Here is a 16,955-nt window from a genome sequence, read left to right as displayed (position 1 = left end):
ATGATACGACTAATTAAGGAATTATACTCTTGAAAAGTAATTTGATGATAGACAGTCAATTGATAAAAATAAGAATCTGCACAAGTATGCGGACAGCCATTTCTATGCTTTTTATTGGTTTAACTAATTGAAAATCAGTAAAATAAATATTAAAAATGATTTGGATAATTGATCTTTTCAACTATATCTTTGTCGAAGAAATTTGAAGATAAAATTTCAAACAACAATGATTTAAAAATACAATACAACAAATAAAATGGATTTTAAATATAACTCATATAACGCAGCATTACAAGCCCCAGGATTCGTTTCTGGATGTTTTACAATACAGGTGCATGAATGGCAGTAGGATAAATATGTCTTACTCAAATCTCATGAAGCACCTTTAATCGGGTGCTTTTTTTATGCTTAAAAAGTAAAGTTTTGCCACGAAGGCACGAAGGCCCAAAGATTTTTTATAAAGAATTGGATTAAAGATCTGGCGTCTTTGTGAGGAGCAGACAAAATATTGACTAAGTAAAAAAACTTAGTGTCTTTGATCCTTTGTGGCAATTAAAAAAATAAAGATTAGTGCCTTAGTGGCAAATTAAAAATGAATTAAATAAAACAAAAAATATACCATGAACAACAATACATTAGATAGATACAAAAAAGAGATTAGAAAAAAATACGAGATCGAAAAAGAAGGTGAATACTTTGATTATTTGTACAGTCCATCTCGTGGAAAACTACGTGATTTCTGTTGGCTTATTTTCGAGAATGGTGTAAGTCAGGAAGACTTAAATGTTTTTAGAAATTTATTTTCTATAGATTTTGATTACACGAAAAAGAAGAAATTTAAGGATCAAAAAGACAAGTTCAGACCTATTGAAACCTTCTTGAAAGGAGAAACAGATCCGTCGAATATTGATGCAATAAATCTGACTGCAGTTATGGTTGATTTTCAACCACGTCCGTTTAAAAACTTTAATAAAGCGTGTAGAATGGAAGATGCAAGACAAGTTGAAAACAGCTACAATACTAAGACAGCTGTTGAAGCAGAGAAAAAGATCAGAAAAATAGCCGCTTTTGCAGAAAATGAAAAGTCAGGAGAATATGCTGGAAAAAAACGTCTTTTTTCAAATTTCGCCACTCTGTTCTCTAAAAAAGGAGATCAAAAGAGTTATCCGGAAAAAGCAATCCGGTTTTCGAGTGGTTAGATACTCATTTGTCAACTGAAGGAAATCTTCGTGAAATAAAAAACGGCTGTCTTATGAGACAGCCGTTTTCGTTTGGTTATATTATTTTGATTATGAATTCTGACCATATATTTTAGCGTAAAGATCTTTGTAAATTTCTTTAATAATTTTACGCTTTAATTTTAATGTTGGAGTCAATTGTCCGCCATCGATAGACCAAACATCAGGGGTAAGCTCAAAACGTTTGATTTTTTCCCAGTGACCAAATTTCTCATTGATTTTCTCTACTTCTTCGTCGATACGCTTAATGACATCGGCATTTGAACTAATTTCTGCATTGCTGCTTCCTAAAGTTACTTTATGTAATCTTGCCCATTCTTTTACGAAATCAAAATTAGGCTGAATAAAAGCGGCAGGCATTTTTTCTCCATCACCAATTACCATGATTTGTTCAATAAAACGAGATTGTTTCATCGCATTTTCAATCAATTGAGGAGCAATATATTTTCCGCCCGAAGTTTTAAACATTTCTTTTTTACGATCTGTAATTTTAAGGAAACCTTCGCTGTCAATTTCACCAATATCTCCTGTATGAAAATATCCGTCCTGCAAAGCTTCGGCAGTTTTTTCAGGATCTTTAAAATAACCTAACATTACATTTGGTCCTTTACAAAGAATTTCTCCATCCTGAGCAATTTTTACTTCAACATTGCGAATTACTTTACCAACCGTTCCAATCTTGAAACCTTTGTTTCTTTGATCGTTTACAGCAATTACTGGAGAAGTTTCAGATAAACCGTAACCTTCCATAACCGGAATTTCGGCAGCAGCAAAAACTCTCGTTAAGCGCGGTTGTAAAGCAGCACTTCCGGAAACCATTAATTCTAAATTTCCTCCTAAACCTTCTTTCCATTTACTGAAAATAAGTTTTCGTGCAATTTTCAACTGAAATTCATACCAAAAACCATTGGCTCCGTATGGCTCGTATCTTAAACCTAAATCGATGGCCCAGAAAAATAGTTTTTTCTTGATACCGGTTAGTTCACCACCTTTGGCATAAATTTTATCGTACACTTTCTCTAAAAGTCTTGGTACAGCTGTAATCACTGTAGGACGAACTTCTTTTAAGTTATCACTGATTTTATCAATCGATTCTCCAAAATAGACAGATACACCATAATATTGATAGATATACAAAATCATTCTTTCAAAAATATGGCAAATAGGCAAGAAACTCAAAGCAGTACTTTTTCCCGGATCAAACGGAATTCTTGGCGCACTGTCTAAAACATTCGACACAATATTTTGGTGCGAAAGCATTACACCTTTAGGTCTTCCTGTTGTTCCTGATGTATAAATAATGGTAGCTAAATCATCCGTTTTAATACTGTCTTTTCTGGCTTCAACTTCATTCTGATTGCTCTCATCTTCGCCAAGTGTCAATAACTCAGTCCAGTGTTTGCATCCTGCAATTTCATTAAAAGAATAAACCTCTTTTAATTGTGGGACATTTGCTTTTATTGCATTTACTTTGTTAAGTACTTCTTCATCAGATACAAAACAGTAAATACTTCCGCTATGATTTAATATATATTCGTAATCTTCTTCGGCAATTGTGGGATAAATAGGGACGTTTTGTGCACCGGTTTGCAAAATACCAATATCCATGATATTCCATTCGGTACGATTGTTTGAAGTGATTAAAGCAATTTTATCATCTTTTTGAACGCCTATACGTAATAATGCTCTCGAAATAGCATTTGCTTTTGCAATATATTCCTGGCTAGAAGTTTTTTCCCAGACGCCGTTTTTTTTGGTTGCTAAGGCAACTGGAAGGTTGTAAGTTTCTTGTTGATAATAGGGAAAATCAAAAAGTCGTGTGATTGAAACCATGTTTAATATATTGAATTTTACCGCAAATTAAATAAAAATTAGGTATGATTTTTAATTTTATAAAATTTTATGGGAAAAATTATAGGTATTATAGAAAATTTACGAAAACGTTTTCTTTTTTGTAGTAATTTTTTGAAATACCAAGAAATGTTTATTTCAGGGACTAAATTTTATGAAAAATTACTGAACGTTATAATCCACATATTCTTTTACTCTTTCTCCCATTAAAAACATTTTTTTCTTGGCAAAATGAATAGAAAATTGAGAATAAATCCATGCATCGCTATCATTTGTTCTGTACCAAAATGTGTAAGATGCACTATTGAAACCTTCCTTAAAAACCGGAATTCCTTCATCTGTACATTCAATTCCCCAGTTGATCTTAGTTTTACTTAAATCGTCTGCCTGGATAACACCGGTACCGTCGGGATTTAAAATTGTGCTTGGCGCTTTTTGTCCTGTAGGAATATAAGTTCCGGGAACAGGATAACCAATTGTAGTGGTAATATAATGATCACGACCATTGTATGTAATTTGATCTACATGCACCTGGGCATGAGATTGTGCAGCAACAAAAAATAACGTAATAAGTAATAAATGTAAAGATTTCATTCTATGTAGGTTTAATTGTTTTTGGATGCAAAAAAAATCAGTGGCATAATTTTTTTGGCGAATATACTTTAAATTTCTATAGAATAATGAATCCAAAATACAAGAATGAATTTATTTAGTTTTTGTTTCATTATAAAAAAGATGTCGAATAAATAATGATTTCCTATTAAATAACAAATCGTTTGATTCTTTACAAATCAAACGATTTAGTTGTTATATTAATAAAAAAATATTAATCTTTAATTTTTCCTATTCCTATGGAAAATCTATATCCGAATTGTAATTGATAAAAAGCTTCATTATTATCTTTTTCGGAATTATTAAATGTTTTAAATCTTAAAAAGATTGCTTGCTGTTTAGTCTCACCTGGAAAAAAATATACTTCTGCCTTATTTTGAAAAACTAAAAATGATGCAGGGTTAATTATATCTTTAAAATCATTAAAGCTTTTTGAATTATAATTTGTTAATTCTGCGGAATAGATAAAACCAAAATTATTATATCTTTTAAATTCGAGAGCAATACCTCCACCAATGCCTAAAGATTTATAATTTACGGCTTTGTTTTCACTCATAACGTCTGATATTTGATATTTTGTAGTACCATAAAAATTAATCTCAAAAGGATATTCTTTAGCAATTTTAAAAGAAATAAAACTTAGATTTAGTCCCATTTGTAAGTATGATTTTTCTACTATCTGTAAAGAATTTTGAATTGTAAACTTATTATCCGGAGCTTCCTCAAGTGTTAAATTTCTAATGTCTTTATCAATTCTGGAAAAATTTACGAAGGGGGAAATTTTTTTAAAAATATATAAAGTTGTGTTATTTGGATTAAAAGGAGCTACATAAAAATCACCCTTACCTTCTAATTGTATAACTCCATTTGGAGTATCATCACTAAATAGTCCTAAAAAATCGGTATAAGTACGTAATTCAACAATATTTTGTAGTGCTGTATTAGCTATCATTTTATATTTGACAGGTTGATTTTTATTTGTTTCTACATCTTTTATTATTGATGGAAATTCTAAAACTTCGTCTTCAGGCACATAATTATTGCCGGGATTTGCAACATATTCTAGAACATCAGAAAGCCTAATTTGATAATATAGAAGTTTATTTTCGTCTGTAACTTTTTCTAAAGGACTTTCTATTTCAATTGGATTACAATATAAAAAGCGGTTGAAATTTCTTATTGAATATCTTAGTAAACTTACAGGGTGTTGGTTTTCAAATAGATATTCTTTGTTGTTGTTATCTGTTACAATCAGTTTAATATCATATAAACTTCCTTCATACAAATGAATTTTAATACTTTTAAACTTTAAATAACTTTGAGCTTTTGTTTTTTGTTTTTTCTTTAGAAAGCCACGCTCTCTTGTAACATATTCATAAGGAACTTTTTGTTCATTTTTTGGAATAGTAAAGTCTCCAAGGTAAGATTCGCTTTTTGCATTAAGAATGTCTTCAAAAATTATATTGGCATTTTCATTTTTGAATAAACTATCTTTTTCCTCTATTACTTTTCCTTTTCCAAAATAAATATATGTTTTAGTGTCAGGAATGTTTTCTGAATTTTTAGTGTTAGAAATAGTATATCGTTGAGGGAATATTTTATCGATGTCATCTTCTTTAATTCCTTTACTTAAATAAATTTTTTTATAACTAAGGTATAATTCGTAGATAGAGTCTAATTGGAGTTTGTATTTTTTACTTTCTTCTAATTGATCTGATAATGTTTTTGATAAAGATGTTGGGTCAGAATTTTCAGAAATTGAACTTTTTAAATTAGTTAGTTTTGCTATCTCAGCTTGATAGCTAATATTAATTTTTGCAAAATCAGCAGATAATTGTTCTAAGGACTTCTTTTCTGGATCTGTAATTTGTGCCCAGCTAAATGGGGCAAAACTGAGAAAGACGATTAATTGTAGTAGTTTTTTCATAATTGATTTGTTTTTGGATTTGTATTAAGGTCTATTTATAGATTTTGCACAAAAAATTAAAACGATTACCGGGATTAAAATTATTAACATTTCTATCTGGTAAATTGTAATTTCTATCAAATAATATTTACAAATTTAACATTTGTTTAAGACTGTGAAATACTCCAAAAGATGTATTTATCAAAAATGAAGAATTATATTAAACCCTGAAGAACAGTTTGTTTGATAAGTTGCGCAGTGTTTTTGCAATTTGATTTTACCAAGATATTATTGCGATGTTTTTTTACTGTAAGTGTACTAATAAAGAGTTTTTGCCCTATTTCGGTATTATTTAAGCCATCTCCGATATATTTGATTATATCAATTTCCCTTTTAGTGAATTGATTTAAATAGTGAGATTTTTGTTTTTCAATATAACTTTGATTCTTAGAATCCATACAGAGTTGTATTTGTGGATTCTAAAAGTACTAAAAAAAAGCATTTAAATTAACGCGTAAAAACACCTGTTTTTAGATGTTTTTGAATGTGTATTTTTTTACTTTAACATTTTTCAATAGGTTAATTATTACGCTCATCAAGCAAATAGAATATTACTCTGTCGAAAACTGATTTTTCAATAGTTTTTCTTAAAATCAGATTTAAAAAGAGTAGGAAAAGTAACGATTAAGCTCTTTAACTATCAATTCTTTTATATAAATATTAAAAAAATAAGCTTTTTATGGCACCCTAAGATATTATTGAATTAGTCTTAGAACCTTTTAGATTTAGGATAGAATAGGGTTTTAAGCCCTAAATTAAATTAGTGTAGATGATTTTAAATCCAAAAACAATACAAATTACAGAAGAAATTATAATTAATGCATATTGTAATTTTTGAGATCTAAGAATGCTCCTAGTAAACGGAATACTAAATAATCCGGATGCGATAAACATCCCCAGAATAGATCCTACACCAAAAACTAAAATATACATCAAACCTTCCAGAGGTGTTTTCATTTGCGAAATAACCAGAATCACTAAAGATCCGCTTCCGGCCAGTCCATGAACCAAACCTACACCAAAGGCAGCTTTATAATTTTTAGAAGTGTCATAATGTTTGTGCTGAAAAGAGACGATAGGATGGGAGTGAAAGTAAGTATGGGTGTGCATATGCGTATGCGTAAGTCCGTTGCTGTGTATGTGTGAATGACTGTGAGAATAGGTATGTGAATGTCGTTTTTTGTATAATAATTTGAATAAACGAATGGTTCCTAAAATAATTAACATCAATCCCACTACTGCTTCAAGATAACTAAAAATATTTTCGCTGATCGAAATCTTAAAACCAATCATAATAATACCAACCATAAAAATAGTTGAGGTATGCCCAATTCCCCAAAATATGCCATCTTTTAGCGCATCTTTAATCTTATTTCTGTTAGTAACGAGATTATTGACAGCCAGTAAATGATCAGCTTCAAAGGCATGTTCGAGTCCGGCATACACCGTAATTAAAAATCCGATCATTATGAGTTTTATTGATAATTAAAGTAGGCAGCACAAGCACCTTCAGAAGAAACCATTGGCGCTCCCAAAGGATTAGAAGGTTTGCATTTTTTACCGAATTCAGGACATTGATTGGGTTTTTTATTTCCCGTTAAAATTTGTCCCGCTATACAAAGTCCGTCTGTTTTTTCATTGCTTGTTTTTATGGTAAACTTTACGTTGGCGTCATACATTTTATAGGCTTCTCTTAAAACCAGTCCGCTGTTTTCTATTGTTCCAATACCTCGCCATTCCTGATTACCTATTGTAAAAATAGTATTTACAACTTCTTTGGCTTTTACATTTCCTTCTTCTTTTACCAATCGTGTATATTGATTTTCTACCTCATATTTTCCTTGTTCTAATTGAAGTACGGCATGATAAATAGCCTGAACGATATCGGCAGGTTCAAATCCGGAAACTACGATCGGGATTTTGTATTTTTCTGCAATAGGATAATATTCTTCAAGGCCAACAATTGTGCAAACATGTCCTGCTCCTAAAAACGCATTAATGATGCAAAATTCATCAGATAAAATTGCTTCCATTGCAGGTGGAACCAAAACATGAGAAACTAACAAACTAAAATTCGTCAAACCCAGTTTTTGCGCATGCATCACCGCTAATGCATTGCTCGGGGCGGTAGTTTCAAAACCAACAGCAAAAAATACAACTTCACGGTCTGGATTTTTTGCAGCAATATTTACAGCTTCAAGAGGAGAATATAAAATACGTAATTCTCCGCCTTCTGCCTTTGCCTGCAACAAACTTTTTGATGATCCGGGAACTCTTATCATATCTCCAAACGAACACATGATGACACCCTGATGCATTAACTCAATCGCTTTATTGATTAATGAAATAGGAGTAACACAAACCGGACAGCCAGGACCATGAATCATTCTGATGTTTTTTGGCAGCAAATCCAGTAATCCGTTTTTGACTAGTGCATGTGTCTGTCCTCCACAAATTTCCATGATATTCCATGGTTTTGTCGTTATCCTATGAATTTCGTTTATATAATGTTTGACCAATTCAGGATTTCGATATTCAGACAGATATTTCATTTTAGACTATATTTAAAAGTTCAATTATGAAAATTAAAGTCGAATTAGGCTGAATCATCGGTGGTGCTCCAATATGCCCATATGCTAAATCATGCGGAATATAAATTTTCCAGCGGGAACCTTCAGGCATTAATTGCAGAGCTTCCTTCCAGCCGGTTAAAGTTTGTAAAATGCGCATTTTTTGAGGCCCGGTTTCTTTAGTAGAATCAAAAACATCTTTATTGAGTAAATACCCCTCATAAATAACATCTATAGTATCTGTAATTTTGGGGATTTGTCCTCTTCCTTCTGCTAAAATTTCATATTGTAAACCGCTTGCCAACGTAACAATGCCTTCTCTTTTTGCGTTTTTTTCTAAAAAAGGTTTTCCAATTGCTGCATTTTTTACTTTTAATTCTTCCTGTAAAAGCGCTACGTAATTATTAAAAATTTCAATAGAACGTTTAGGCGAAATTTTCTCAGTAGATTTCTCAAGTACAGATCTCATTCCGTCTGTATAATCTTCATATTTAATTTCATCAAAGCCAATATCTTTAAGGCTCAAAGCCATTACAACGCCAGCTGAGTACGAAATTTTGTCTTTTTCTTCTGTTTTACCAATGTTCCCTAATAATTCAAGAATATCCATAGCTTATTTTTTTAAATGTAAATAATGATTGAGTTGTCCAAAAGAAATATTTTCGTCGTTTGGTGAAAGTGTTTCATGAAAATGTAATTTGAATTTAGGTTTGAGATGATCAATAATTAAATCGATAAGTATTGAGTTTTGAAAAACACCTCCGCTAAAAGCTATTTCTTTTGATTTTGAAAAACAGGCGACTTTTTCGATACATCTCACCAACGTAAAATGAAAGTTTAAAGCGATTATTTCTAAATCTTTGTTATGCTGAACTTCTTTAGCAACTTGTAAAAGAAGTTTTTTTGCAGGAATTAAATTCGTTATTTTTTCATCTTTTAAATAATCCTTTAATTTTAATTCTGATTTATTAAAAGCTTGCTGGGCTAAGTTTTCTAAATACATTCCGGCTTCCGCTTCAAATAAAATAGAATTCTTAAATCCCAATGTAAAAGCAACTGCATCAATTAATCTTCCCATTGAGGACGTTTTTATAGTGCTGTTTTTGATGTGTTTAGAATAAATTTTTAATTCATTTTTATTAAAAAAAGATTGAAAGTAGCTACTGCTTTTACTTATAGACAATGCAGCCATTTTAGGATTTTTAGCCATTTGATCCCCTAAAATCCAGGGAAAATATTCCAAATGTCCAATTCTGTTTATGCTGTTATGATCGTATTCAAAAAATTCGCCCCCAAATATTTCCGTATCACTTCCAAATCCGGATCCATCCCAAACTACTCCTAATATTTTAGATCTTTTCCAAAGTTTTTTTTCGCTCAAAATAGCTGCAAAGTGAGCTTCATGATGCTGAACTTTTATGGTGGCTACAGTTTTATCCTTATTTACAAATGAGGTTATTATGTTGTTATTTTCATAATTAGGATGCTGGTCGCAAACCACTTTTTTTGGAGAAAAATCAAAAAAATGTTCGTAATTTTTTATTTTTCTTTCAAATCTATTGTAGGTGTCAAAATTGAGTAAATCACCAATATACTCACTCATGTAAACCTGATTATGGGTAGTAATAGTGATGGTGTTTTTTAAAGTTGCACCTAAACAAAGTAATTGTTCAGGATTGTTTTGTAAAATAGAAAAATCAATATTGGGAGCAAAACCTCTTGCATGACGCAGGATAATTTTTTGCTTATTTTTTCGCGAAAATTTAATTACCGAGTCATCCTGAGAATTTTGAATTTCAAGATCATGATGCAAATAATAATCTGCTATAGGATTCAATGTTTTTACAGCCTCGTTTTCATCTGAAAAAATAGATGACCCGTTAAAATTTCCACTGGTAGCTATTAGAGGTTTTTGAAATAAATTAGAAATTAAATGTAAAACTCCAGAATTGGGAAGCATCACTCCAATGGTTTTCATGTTTGGAGCTATTTGATCTATCGCTAAGTCGATTTGCTTTTTTAGGGTTAAAATTACAATTGGTGCCTGAGTAGATTTAAGTAAATTCTTCTCTGTTTTATGACAAAACAAATAATTTTCAATCTGTTTTGCATCTGGAAACAGAACGGCGAAAGGCTTTGTCAAACGTTTTTTTCTGTTTCGTAATTCCTGAACAGCTTCGGAATTTGTAGCATCACAAAGCAGTAAATAACCCGAAGTGTTTTTTACAGCAATGATTTTTCCTTCACTTAATTTTTCTGAAATGTTTTCGAAAATTTCCTTATTCGAACCTGAAATAATAGCTCCGGTATTATCTGTAAATGAAACCTGAACCCCACAATCCGGACAGGAGTTGGTTTGTGAGTGAAAACGTCTGTCTGCAGGATTGTTGTATTCTTCAAGACAGGAATCACACATTTTAAATTCATTCATACTGGTATTTTCCCTTTCAAAAGGAAATTTTTCAGCAATAGCATATCTTGGCCCACAGGATGTGCAACTGATAAAAGGATAGTAGAAGCGGCTGTTTTGAGGGTCTAAAATTTCTTCTTTGCAATTTTTGCATATAGCAAAATCAGGGGTCAAAGGCGAATTAATACAGATGTTTTTCTCTGTTGGTTTTATAAAAAAGGAATCAAATTTTTCTTGTAATACAACTTCTGAAATTTGAATACCGGTTATTTTTGCATTTTTTGGATGTTTTCTTTTTATTTCGTTTAAAAAATCAGTTGCAGTTTTTTCATTTTCCTGCAGTACTATTAGTACTCCAAATTCATTATTAGAAACATAACCTTTTAAATTTAGTTTAATGGCCAAATTATATACAAAAGGCCGAAAGCCAACACCTTGTACACTGCCTGAAATTATTATTTGAAATGAAGGTTTCAAGGAACTAAGTATTAATTTTAAAATTTTCTATTTGCTGGACAATCTGTGTTGTCACTTTTTCTATGGCAGCATCTACCTTTGGCGAAAGCTTCATAGACATGGGTTCCATTTTTAAAATGGTAATGGTGTATAAATAAATTTCCGGCATAGTATCCAGCATAGACAAGATCTCAACCATGTCTTTTAAGCCAAAGTTATGTCCGCTTAACGAAATAGGGAAGTCATCAGAAAAACGCGGTTTCAAAAGTGTAATGGTTCCTTCTTCCTTATTGTCCATCGTTGCATCAACAATAATTACTTTTTTATGATTTTCGATGTAGGGGATTAATGTGAAACCGCCTGTTCCGCCATCAATAAAAGAGGTGTCTTCCGGAAATAAGGTTTTATCGATTCTGTTTAAAAAATGTACGCCAACACCTTCATCACCCATCAAATAATTACCAATTCCAAGTACTAAAACTTCATTTCCATCAGAATGAAAAGCATCTAGTTTTCTTGTCATAATTTCTTCTTGCATTTATCTCTGTATTTTTATTTTAAACTGAATCTTTATTTACTATTTCTGTTGTAACAGGTTCTTTTGTTGCATCTGCATCTTTTTTAATTCTTTCTGTTCTCACAAATTTATAACCGCTTACCATGGCAGATGTTTCCCCCAAACCTTCCAGCCAGTCATGAAAGAATACTAGATAAATATGTATTATGGCAAATAAAATAAAAGTCCATGTTGTAAAATGATGAATGGTTCTAACATTAAAATCCCCTCCGGCTAAATTGGTCACCCAACCAAACATTTTAGGAAAAAACCAGGTCGAAGTAGGAGCGTACATAGCAAATCCTGTCCCGATCATAATAAGTCCCATAACGAACATTGCCAAATAAGAGGCTGCCGCTACGCTATTATGGCCTACAGCACCTGAAGGAGAACCATTATAATGCTCGTTTTGTAAAAAAATATCAAACTTGATGACGTGCCACATCCTTTTGAAACCTTCTTTTTTGAAGGGAAAGAATACACGCCAATTGGCATATTTATTACCTTTAAAAGCAAAATAAACCCTCAAAATCATAACTGCGACTAACAAATAAGCACACATAAAATGAATTTCACGGATGTAACCAAACCAAAATTGACCTGTTGCTTCCTTCGTAGAAATAATTCCCGGCGGATTGCCAATAATAAATCCTGTTATAACCAATCCTGTTATCGCCCATGCATTTACCCAATGAAATATTCTTATGGGTAATTGCCAGATATAAGCTCTTTTATAGTCATTAGTTTTTGTAGACATGCTGGAGAATTTAAATAGTGCAAATAGAAATGTCGTTTACTTCTTTAATGATATCGCCTTTTTCATCGTATAAATGCACAGCACAAGCAATACAAGGATCAAATGAATGTATGGTTCTGATAATTTCTAATGGTAATTCCGGATTCGCGATTGGTGTATTCAGTAAACTGCTCTCATAAGGCGATCTTTGTCCTTTAGGATCTCTTGGAGAAGCATTCCATGTCGAAGGAACGACTTGTTGATAGTTCGCTACTTTGGCATCTTTTATTACAATCCAGTGGCTTAAAGCTCCTCGTGGTGCTTCAACAAGACCAACTCCCTGAGATTCTTTTGGCCATGTTGAGGTTTCCCATTTTTCTGTATTGGCCATTTTGGTATCCCCCTTTTTAATATTTTCAATTAGGTTATCGAAAAATTCCAGATTCCAATTGGCAACCAATTGAGATTCCAGAGCTCTGGCCGCTGTTCTGCCTAAGGTTGAAAATAAAGCCCCGACAGGAACTTGTAATTTTGATAAGGCAGCATCAACGATTTCTTTAAATTCTTCTCTTCCGGATGCATATCCTACCAGCATTCTTGCCAACGGGCCAACTTCCATAGCATGACCTTTCCATCTTGGTGTTTTTATGAAACTGTATTTTTCATCAACATTCAAATGCGTATAAGGCGGTTTTGGTCCTGTATAGTTTATTTTAGTTTCTCCGCTCCAAGGATGTTTTCCGGCATTTCCATCTCCTTCATAATCATACCATGAATTGTTAACATATTCTTCTACGGTTTTTAAATCTCTTAGATCTAGATCATGAACTTTTGTTAAATCTTTATTCAAAATTACCCCTGACGGAAATTTGAAGGTATTCATGTTGGTATTATTATATCCCTGTGTTGGAAAATCCCCAAAAGTCATAAAATTATGAAAGCCACCAATCGCGCCCCAATCTTTGTAATAACCTGCAATTGTAAGTACATCCGGAAGATAAACTTGTTCTACGAATTTTTTTCCATCTTCAAGAAGCTGTCTTACAAAAGCCAGTCTTTCTGCATTTAATCCGCTTGCATCGTCCAGGTTTATAGAGCATGCCATTCCGCCAACCAAAAAGTTAGGATGTGGATTTTTGCCTCCAAAAATGGCATGAACTTTCACGATTTCTTTTTGCCATTCAAGCGCTTCCAGATAATGAGCTGTAGCCATTAAGTTCGCTTCAGGCGGCAATTTCATTTGTGGATGTCCCCAATAACCATTGGCAAAAATTCCTAATTGCCCACTGGCAACAAATTTTTTCAATCTTGTTTGAAGATCAGAGAAGTAACCAGGTGAACTTTTTGGCCAATTTGAGATTGATTGTGCCAATTGAGAAGTTTTTACCGGATCAGCATTTAAGCCGCTAATAACATCAACCCAGTCAAAAGCGTGTAAGTGATAAAAATGAACAACATGATCGTGCAGGTATAAAGCACCAAGCATAATGTTTCTAACAATCTCGGCATTGGGTGGCACAACAATCCCAAGTGCATCTTCTACAGCTCTGATAGATGCTGTAGCGTGAGTCGAAGTACATACACCGCAAGTTCTTTGCACAAAAGCCCAAACATCTTTAGGATTTCTGTCTTTTACAATATTTTCCAGACCTCTTACCATTGTAGAAGATAAAAAAGCCTCCTGTATAGTGCCATCTGAGATTTCTACTTCGGCTCTTAAATGTCCTTCTATTCTGGTAATTGGGTCAACAACTATTCTCTCTGCCATTTTATTTTTTTATGGATTATAAATCTTCCAGATGTTTCTCGTTTTCAGTTCCCTGATTTATTCTGTGATTGAGTTCTTCTTTTTTAGAGATATTCGATAGAACGGCATGAACTCCGATACCCGCAGCAACGCCTCCAAGAGCAATTTTACCCAGCGTATCTGCATTTGCTTCGATATTACCCGGAGTTATAGAGGAATCTCTGGAATAAAAACTTCCTGCGTCCCAAAAATCATTGGCACTACAGCCAATACAGCCATGTCCGGACTGAATAGGATAACTTACACCGCCATTCCATTTCATGTTGCCACAGGCATTGTATGTGCTTGGCCCTTTACAGCCTACTTTATACAAACAATATCCTTTTTTAGCATTTTCGTCATCAAAATTGTCTGCAAATAATCCTGCATCAAAATAGGGTCTTCTGTAACAGCTGTCATGAACTCTTTTAGAATAAAAGGCTTTTGGACGACCTGCACTATCTAATTCAGGGAATTTTCCGAATGCGACGATATGCACAATAATTCCGGCCATAACTTCGCCTATTGGCGGGCACCCCGGAACATTTATAATAGGTTTATCTGTAATTATTTTATGAATTGGCACAGCACCTGTAGGATTTGGCTTCGCTGCTTGTATGCAACCAGATGTGGCACAGCTTCCCCAGGCAATTATAGCTTTTGCACCTGCAGCAGATTCTTTAAGGATATCTATGGCACTTCTTCCTCCAATACAACAATAATTTCCGTCAGCGCCCATTGGGATTGAACCTTCAACACAAAGAATATATTCTCCTTTGTATTTCTCCATAGTGGCTTTTTTAGCCGCTTCGGCCTGATGACCGGAAGCTGCCATAAGTGTCAAAGTATAATCTAATGAAATCTTGTCTAAAATGATATCTGCAACAATAGGATGGTCAGAACGGATAAATGATTCACTACAACAAGTACATTCCTGAAAGTGTTCCCAAATAACGGGCAGTCGGGGAGTGTTTTCGAGAGCTTTAGTAATTTGACCAATTGCCGAACTTTGAACCCCCATATAAGCTCCTATGTAAGCAACAAATTTTAAAAAATCCCTTCTGCTATAACCTTGTCTTTCGATACTGTTATAGTAGGTTTCATAGACTTTGTTTTTATCCTCCATACTCATTGTATTTTAAGAATGCTGTAAGTTATTTTGAAAAAGAATGTATTATGTATATCAAAATTTTGATTTCGTGGATTACAAAACTATTCAAACGTTTAGGATTTAAATGTGATAATTGTCAGTTTTTACGTGGTTTATTTAAATGTAATTTGCTGGATTAAAAATCTTTTAGAAATAAAAAAAAGATGCACGAACTTTCTGTAGTTACTTCAATTGTGAAGATCGTTCAACAAGAAGTAAATAAAATAAATGGTAAAAAGGCACTTGAACTTTACTTAGAAATCGGAAAATTAGCCGGTGTAGAAATGGATTCTTTTTATTTCGTCTGGCCACAATGTATTGAGGGAAGCGTTCTAAGTGATACTAAATTATTTATTGAAGAACCTATGGGAAAAGCCAGATGTGCAGAATGCGAAACGGAATTTCATATTGATAAAAGTTTTGACAGCTGCCCCAATTGCGATAGTCCTTTTAAAGAAATTATTGCAGGGAAAGAATTAAAAATCAAAAAAATAATCATTAATTAAGGATAGTTATGTGTACCACTTGCGGCTGTAGTTCTGATGAAAACGAAATAAGATTTACTAAAATAGGAGACAAACAATTTCATTCTCATTCAGGTCATTACCATTATCATGATCAACATAGTCATGAAGATCATCACCACGAACACCATTACGATCACGATCACGACCATGATGACCACGATCATCACCATAGTAATGATCATTCGCACAGTCACTCGCACGAAATAAATATTGTACAGCTAGAGAAAGATATATTGTATAAAAATCAATTAACAGCAGAAAGAAACAGAGGTTTTTTTGAAGCTCTCAATATTTTCTCTGTCAATTTAGTAAGTTCACCGGGGTCTGGAAAAACCTCTTTACTAGAACGAACAATAGCAGATTTGAAAGATAAGATGGCTTTTTCTGTAATCGAAGGAGATCAGCAAACAACTAATGATGCCGACAGAATCCATAAATTAAATGTTCCCGTAATCCAGATCAATACCGGAAAAGGATGTCATCTGGACAGCGAAATGATTTCACGTGCTGTCAAAGAACTAAAACCTGTTGCGGATTCGATTTTAATGATTGAAAATGTTGGAAATTTGGTTTGCCCGGCCATGTTTGATTTAGGCGAATTAAAACGAATTGTAATTATATCCGTTACAGAAGGTGAAGACAAACCGCTCAAATATCCTGATATGTTTTCAGGTTCGCAAATTTGTATTATCAACAAAATTGACTTGCTTCCCTATTTAAAGTTTGATTTACAAAAATTAAAAGAATACGCAAAAAAAGTAAATCCGCATTTGACCTTTTTTGAAGTTTCTGCAACTTCGGGCGAAGGTTTACAAGCCTGGTACGATTATTTGGCAAACTCTATAAAACAATAACTTATGTGCTTAGCAATTCCGGGACGACTTGAAAAAGTGACAATAGAATTGGATGAAACTTTCAGAATTGGAAATGTTTCTTTTGAAGGTATAATAAAAGAAGTCAATTTGGCTCTCGTTCCTGAAGCCAAAGTGGGCGACTATCTTTTGGTTCATGTAGGTGCAGCCATCGGCATTATTGATGAGGCTGAAGCCAAAAAGACTATGGAGGTTTTAAAACAAATGGGCGAGGAGATTTAATTT

At 33.0% G+C, this 16,955-nt stretch carries 16 protein-coding genes; 4 read left to right on the top strand and 12 right to left on the bottom strand.

Going from position 1 to position 16,955, the window contains the following annotated elements; translation table 11 throughout:
* The first annotated feature begins 620 nt into the window (after window positions 1–620).
* Window positions 621–1,199, top strand: a complete 579-nt coding sequence (locus B0M43_RS22485; protein ID WP_078005481.1) for a hypothetical protein — start codon at window positions 621–623, stop codon at window positions 1,197–1,199.
* 90 nt (window positions 1,200–1,289) lie between these two features.
* Here B0M43_RS22485 and B0M43_RS22480 read toward each other — a convergent pair whose 3' ends face one another.
* The 12 genes from B0M43_RS22480 to B0M43_RS22425 form a co-directional block, all read right to left on the bottom strand.
* Window positions 1,290–3,071, bottom strand: a complete 1,782-nt coding sequence (locus B0M43_RS22480) for a long-chain fatty acid--CoA ligase (RefSeq protein ID WP_078005480.1) — start codon at window positions 3,069–3,071, stop codon at window positions 1,290–1,292.
* Window positions 3,072–3,251: 180 nt separating this feature from the next.
* Window positions 3,252–3,683 carry a hypothetical protein gene (locus B0M43_RS22475; protein WP_078005479.1) on the bottom strand — a complete coding sequence of 144 codons (432 nt, stop codon included), beginning with the start codon at window positions 3,681–3,683 and terminating at the stop codon, window positions 3,252–3,254.
* A 232-nt stretch (window positions 3,684–3,915) separates the two neighbouring features.
* Entirely contained in the window at window positions 3,916–5,628 is a 1,713-nt protein-coding gene (locus B0M43_RS22470; RefSeq protein ID WP_078005478.1) for a hypothetical protein, read from the bottom strand.
* A 194-nt stretch (window positions 5,629–5,822) separates the two neighbouring features.
* Complete coding sequence (locus B0M43_RS22465) at window positions 5,823–6,065, bottom strand: response regulator transcription factor (protein ID WP_078005477.1); 243 nt, start codon at window positions 6,063–6,065, stop codon at window positions 5,823–5,825.
* Between the two features lie 352 nt (window positions 6,066–6,417).
* The gene (locus tag B0M43_RS22460; protein WP_078005476.1) at window positions 6,418–7,134 is read right to left on the bottom strand and encodes a sulfite exporter TauE/SafE family protein; all 717 of its coding nucleotides are present in this window, start codon (window positions 7,132–7,134) and stop codon (window positions 6,418–6,420) included.
* Window positions 7,135–7,142: 8 nt separating this feature from the next.
* On the bottom strand, window positions 7,143–8,219 hold the full coding sequence (hypD, locus tag B0M43_RS22455; protein WP_078005475.1) for a hydrogenase formation protein HypD: 1,077 nt from the start codon (window positions 8,217–8,219) through the stop codon (window positions 7,143–7,145).
* 1 nt (window position 8,220) lies between these two features.
* A complete protein-coding gene (locus B0M43_RS22450; RefSeq protein ID WP_078005474.1) occupies window positions 8,221–8,847 on the bottom strand; it encodes an FKBP-type peptidyl-prolyl cis-trans isomerase in 627 nt (208 codons plus the stop codon).
* 3 nt (window positions 8,848–8,850) lie between these two features.
* On the bottom strand, window positions 8,851–11,124 hold the full coding sequence (gene hypF, locus B0M43_RS22445; protein ID WP_168199979.1) for a carbamoyltransferase HypF: 2,274 nt from the start codon (window positions 11,122–11,124) through the stop codon (window positions 8,851–8,853).
* 4 nt (window positions 11,125–11,128) lie between these two features.
* Entirely contained in the window at window positions 11,129–11,641 is a 513-nt protein-coding gene (locus tag B0M43_RS22440; protein WP_078005472.1) for a HyaD/HybD family hydrogenase maturation endopeptidase, read from the bottom strand.
* A gap of 19 nt (window positions 11,642–11,660) precedes the next feature.
* Window positions 11,661–12,416: a Ni/Fe-hydrogenase, b-type cytochrome subunit gene (gene cybH, locus B0M43_RS22435; protein ID WP_078005471.1), complete on the bottom strand. Its 756-nt coding sequence runs from the start codon at window positions 12,414–12,416 to the stop codon at window positions 11,661–11,663.
* Window positions 12,417–12,426: 10 nt separating this feature from the next.
* Window positions 12,427–14,163: a nickel-dependent hydrogenase large subunit gene (locus B0M43_RS22430; protein ID WP_078005470.1), complete on the bottom strand. Its 1,737-nt coding sequence runs from the start codon at window positions 14,161–14,163 to the stop codon at window positions 12,427–12,429.
* Between the two features lie 16 nt (window positions 14,164–14,179).
* A complete protein-coding gene (locus B0M43_RS22425; RefSeq protein ID WP_078005469.1) occupies window positions 14,180–15,307 on the bottom strand; it encodes a hydrogenase small subunit in 1,128 nt (375 codons plus the stop codon).
* A 188-nt stretch (window positions 15,308–15,495) separates the two neighbouring features.
* Here B0M43_RS22425 and B0M43_RS22420 point away from each other — a divergent pair, with 188 nt between their 5' ends.
* Genes B0M43_RS22420 through B0M43_RS22410 form a run of 3 tightly spaced genes read left to right on the top strand, consistent with a single transcriptional unit; the run spans window position 15,496 to window position 16,952 of the window.
* Window positions 15,496–15,837, top strand: a complete 342-nt coding sequence (locus B0M43_RS22420; RefSeq protein WP_078005468.1) for a hydrogenase maturation nickel metallochaperone HypA — start codon at window positions 15,496–15,498, stop codon at window positions 15,835–15,837.
* 8 nt (window positions 15,838–15,845) lie between these two features.
* The gene (gene hypB / locus B0M43_RS22415) at window positions 15,846–16,712 is read left to right on the top strand and encodes a hydrogenase nickel incorporation protein HypB (protein WP_078005467.1); all 867 of its coding nucleotides are present in this window, start codon (window positions 15,846–15,848) and stop codon (window positions 16,710–16,712) included.
* Between the two features lie 3 nt (window positions 16,713–16,715).
* Window positions 16,716–16,952: a HypC/HybG/HupF family hydrogenase formation chaperone gene (locus B0M43_RS22410; protein WP_065450516.1), complete on the top strand. Its 237-nt coding sequence runs from the start codon at window positions 16,716–16,718 to the stop codon at window positions 16,950–16,952.
* Window positions 16,953–16,955: the final 3 nt, after the last annotated feature.

It is taken from the genome of Flavobacterium sp. KBS0721 (genome assembly GCF_002007065.3).
In the GTDB taxonomy this organism is placed as follows: Bacteria; Bacteroidota; Bacteroidia; order Flavobacteriales; family Flavobacteriaceae; genus Flavobacterium; species Flavobacterium piscis.
The sequence above is the reverse complement of the archived record's forward strand: the minus strand, read 5'-3'. Positions and strand labels throughout refer to the sequence as shown.

What these genes read in the sequence shown, in the direction of transcription:
- B0M43_RS22485 (WP_078005481.1), top strand. Translation starts at nt 621, where the DNA reads ATGAACAACAATACATTAGATAGATACAAAAAAGAGATTAGAAAAAAA.
- B0M43_RS22480 (WP_078005480.1), bottom strand. Translation starts at nt 3,071, where the DNA reads ATGGTTTCAATCACACGACTTTTTGATTTTCCCTATTATCAACAAGAA.
- B0M43_RS22475 (WP_078005479.1), bottom strand. Translation starts at nt 3,683, where the DNA reads ATGAAATCTTTACATTTATTACTTATTACGTTATTTTTTGTTGCTGCA.
- B0M43_RS22470 (WP_078005478.1), bottom strand. Translation starts at nt 5,628, where the DNA reads ATGAAAAAACTACTACAATTAATCGTCTTTCTCAGTTTTGCCCCATTT.
- B0M43_RS22465 (WP_078005477.1), bottom strand. Translation starts at nt 6,065, where the DNA reads ATGGATTCTAAGAATCAAAGTTATATTGAAAAACAAAAATCTCACTAT.
- B0M43_RS22460 (WP_078005476.1), bottom strand. Translation starts at nt 7,134, where the DNA reads ATGATCGGATTTTTAATTACGGTGTATGCCGGACTCGAACATGCCTTT.
- hypD (WP_078005475.1), bottom strand. Translation starts at nt 8,219, where the DNA reads ATGAAATATCTGTCTGAATATCGAAATCCTGAATTGGTCAAACATTAT.
- B0M43_RS22450 (WP_078005474.1), bottom strand. Translation starts at nt 8,847, where the DNA reads ATGGATATTCTTGAATTATTAGGGAACATTGGTAAAACAGAAGAAAAA.
- B0M43_RS22440 (WP_078005472.1), bottom strand. Translation starts at nt 11,641, where the DNA reads ATGCAAGAAGAAATTATGACAAGAAAACTAGATGCTTTTCATTCTGAT.
- cybH (WP_078005471.1), bottom strand. Translation starts at nt 12,416, where the DNA reads ATGTCTACAAAAACTAATGACTATAAAAGAGCTTATATCTGGCAATTA.
- B0M43_RS22430 (WP_078005470.1), bottom strand. Translation starts at nt 14,163, where the DNA reads ATGGCAGAGAGAATAGTTGTTGACCCAATTACCAGAATAGAAGGACAT.
- B0M43_RS22425 (WP_078005469.1), bottom strand. Translation starts at nt 15,307, where the DNA reads ATGGAGGATAAAAACAAAGTCTATGAAACCTACTATAACAGTATCGAA.
- B0M43_RS22420 (WP_078005468.1), top strand. Translation starts at nt 15,496, where the DNA reads ATGCACGAACTTTCTGTAGTTACTTCAATTGTGAAGATCGTTCAACAA.
- hypB (WP_078005467.1), top strand. Translation starts at nt 15,846, where the DNA reads ATGTGTACCACTTGCGGCTGTAGTTCTGATGAAAACGAAATAAGATTT.
- B0M43_RS22410 (WP_065450516.1), top strand. Translation starts at nt 16,716, where the DNA reads ATGTGCTTAGCAATTCCGGGACGACTTGAAAAAGTGACAATAGAATTG.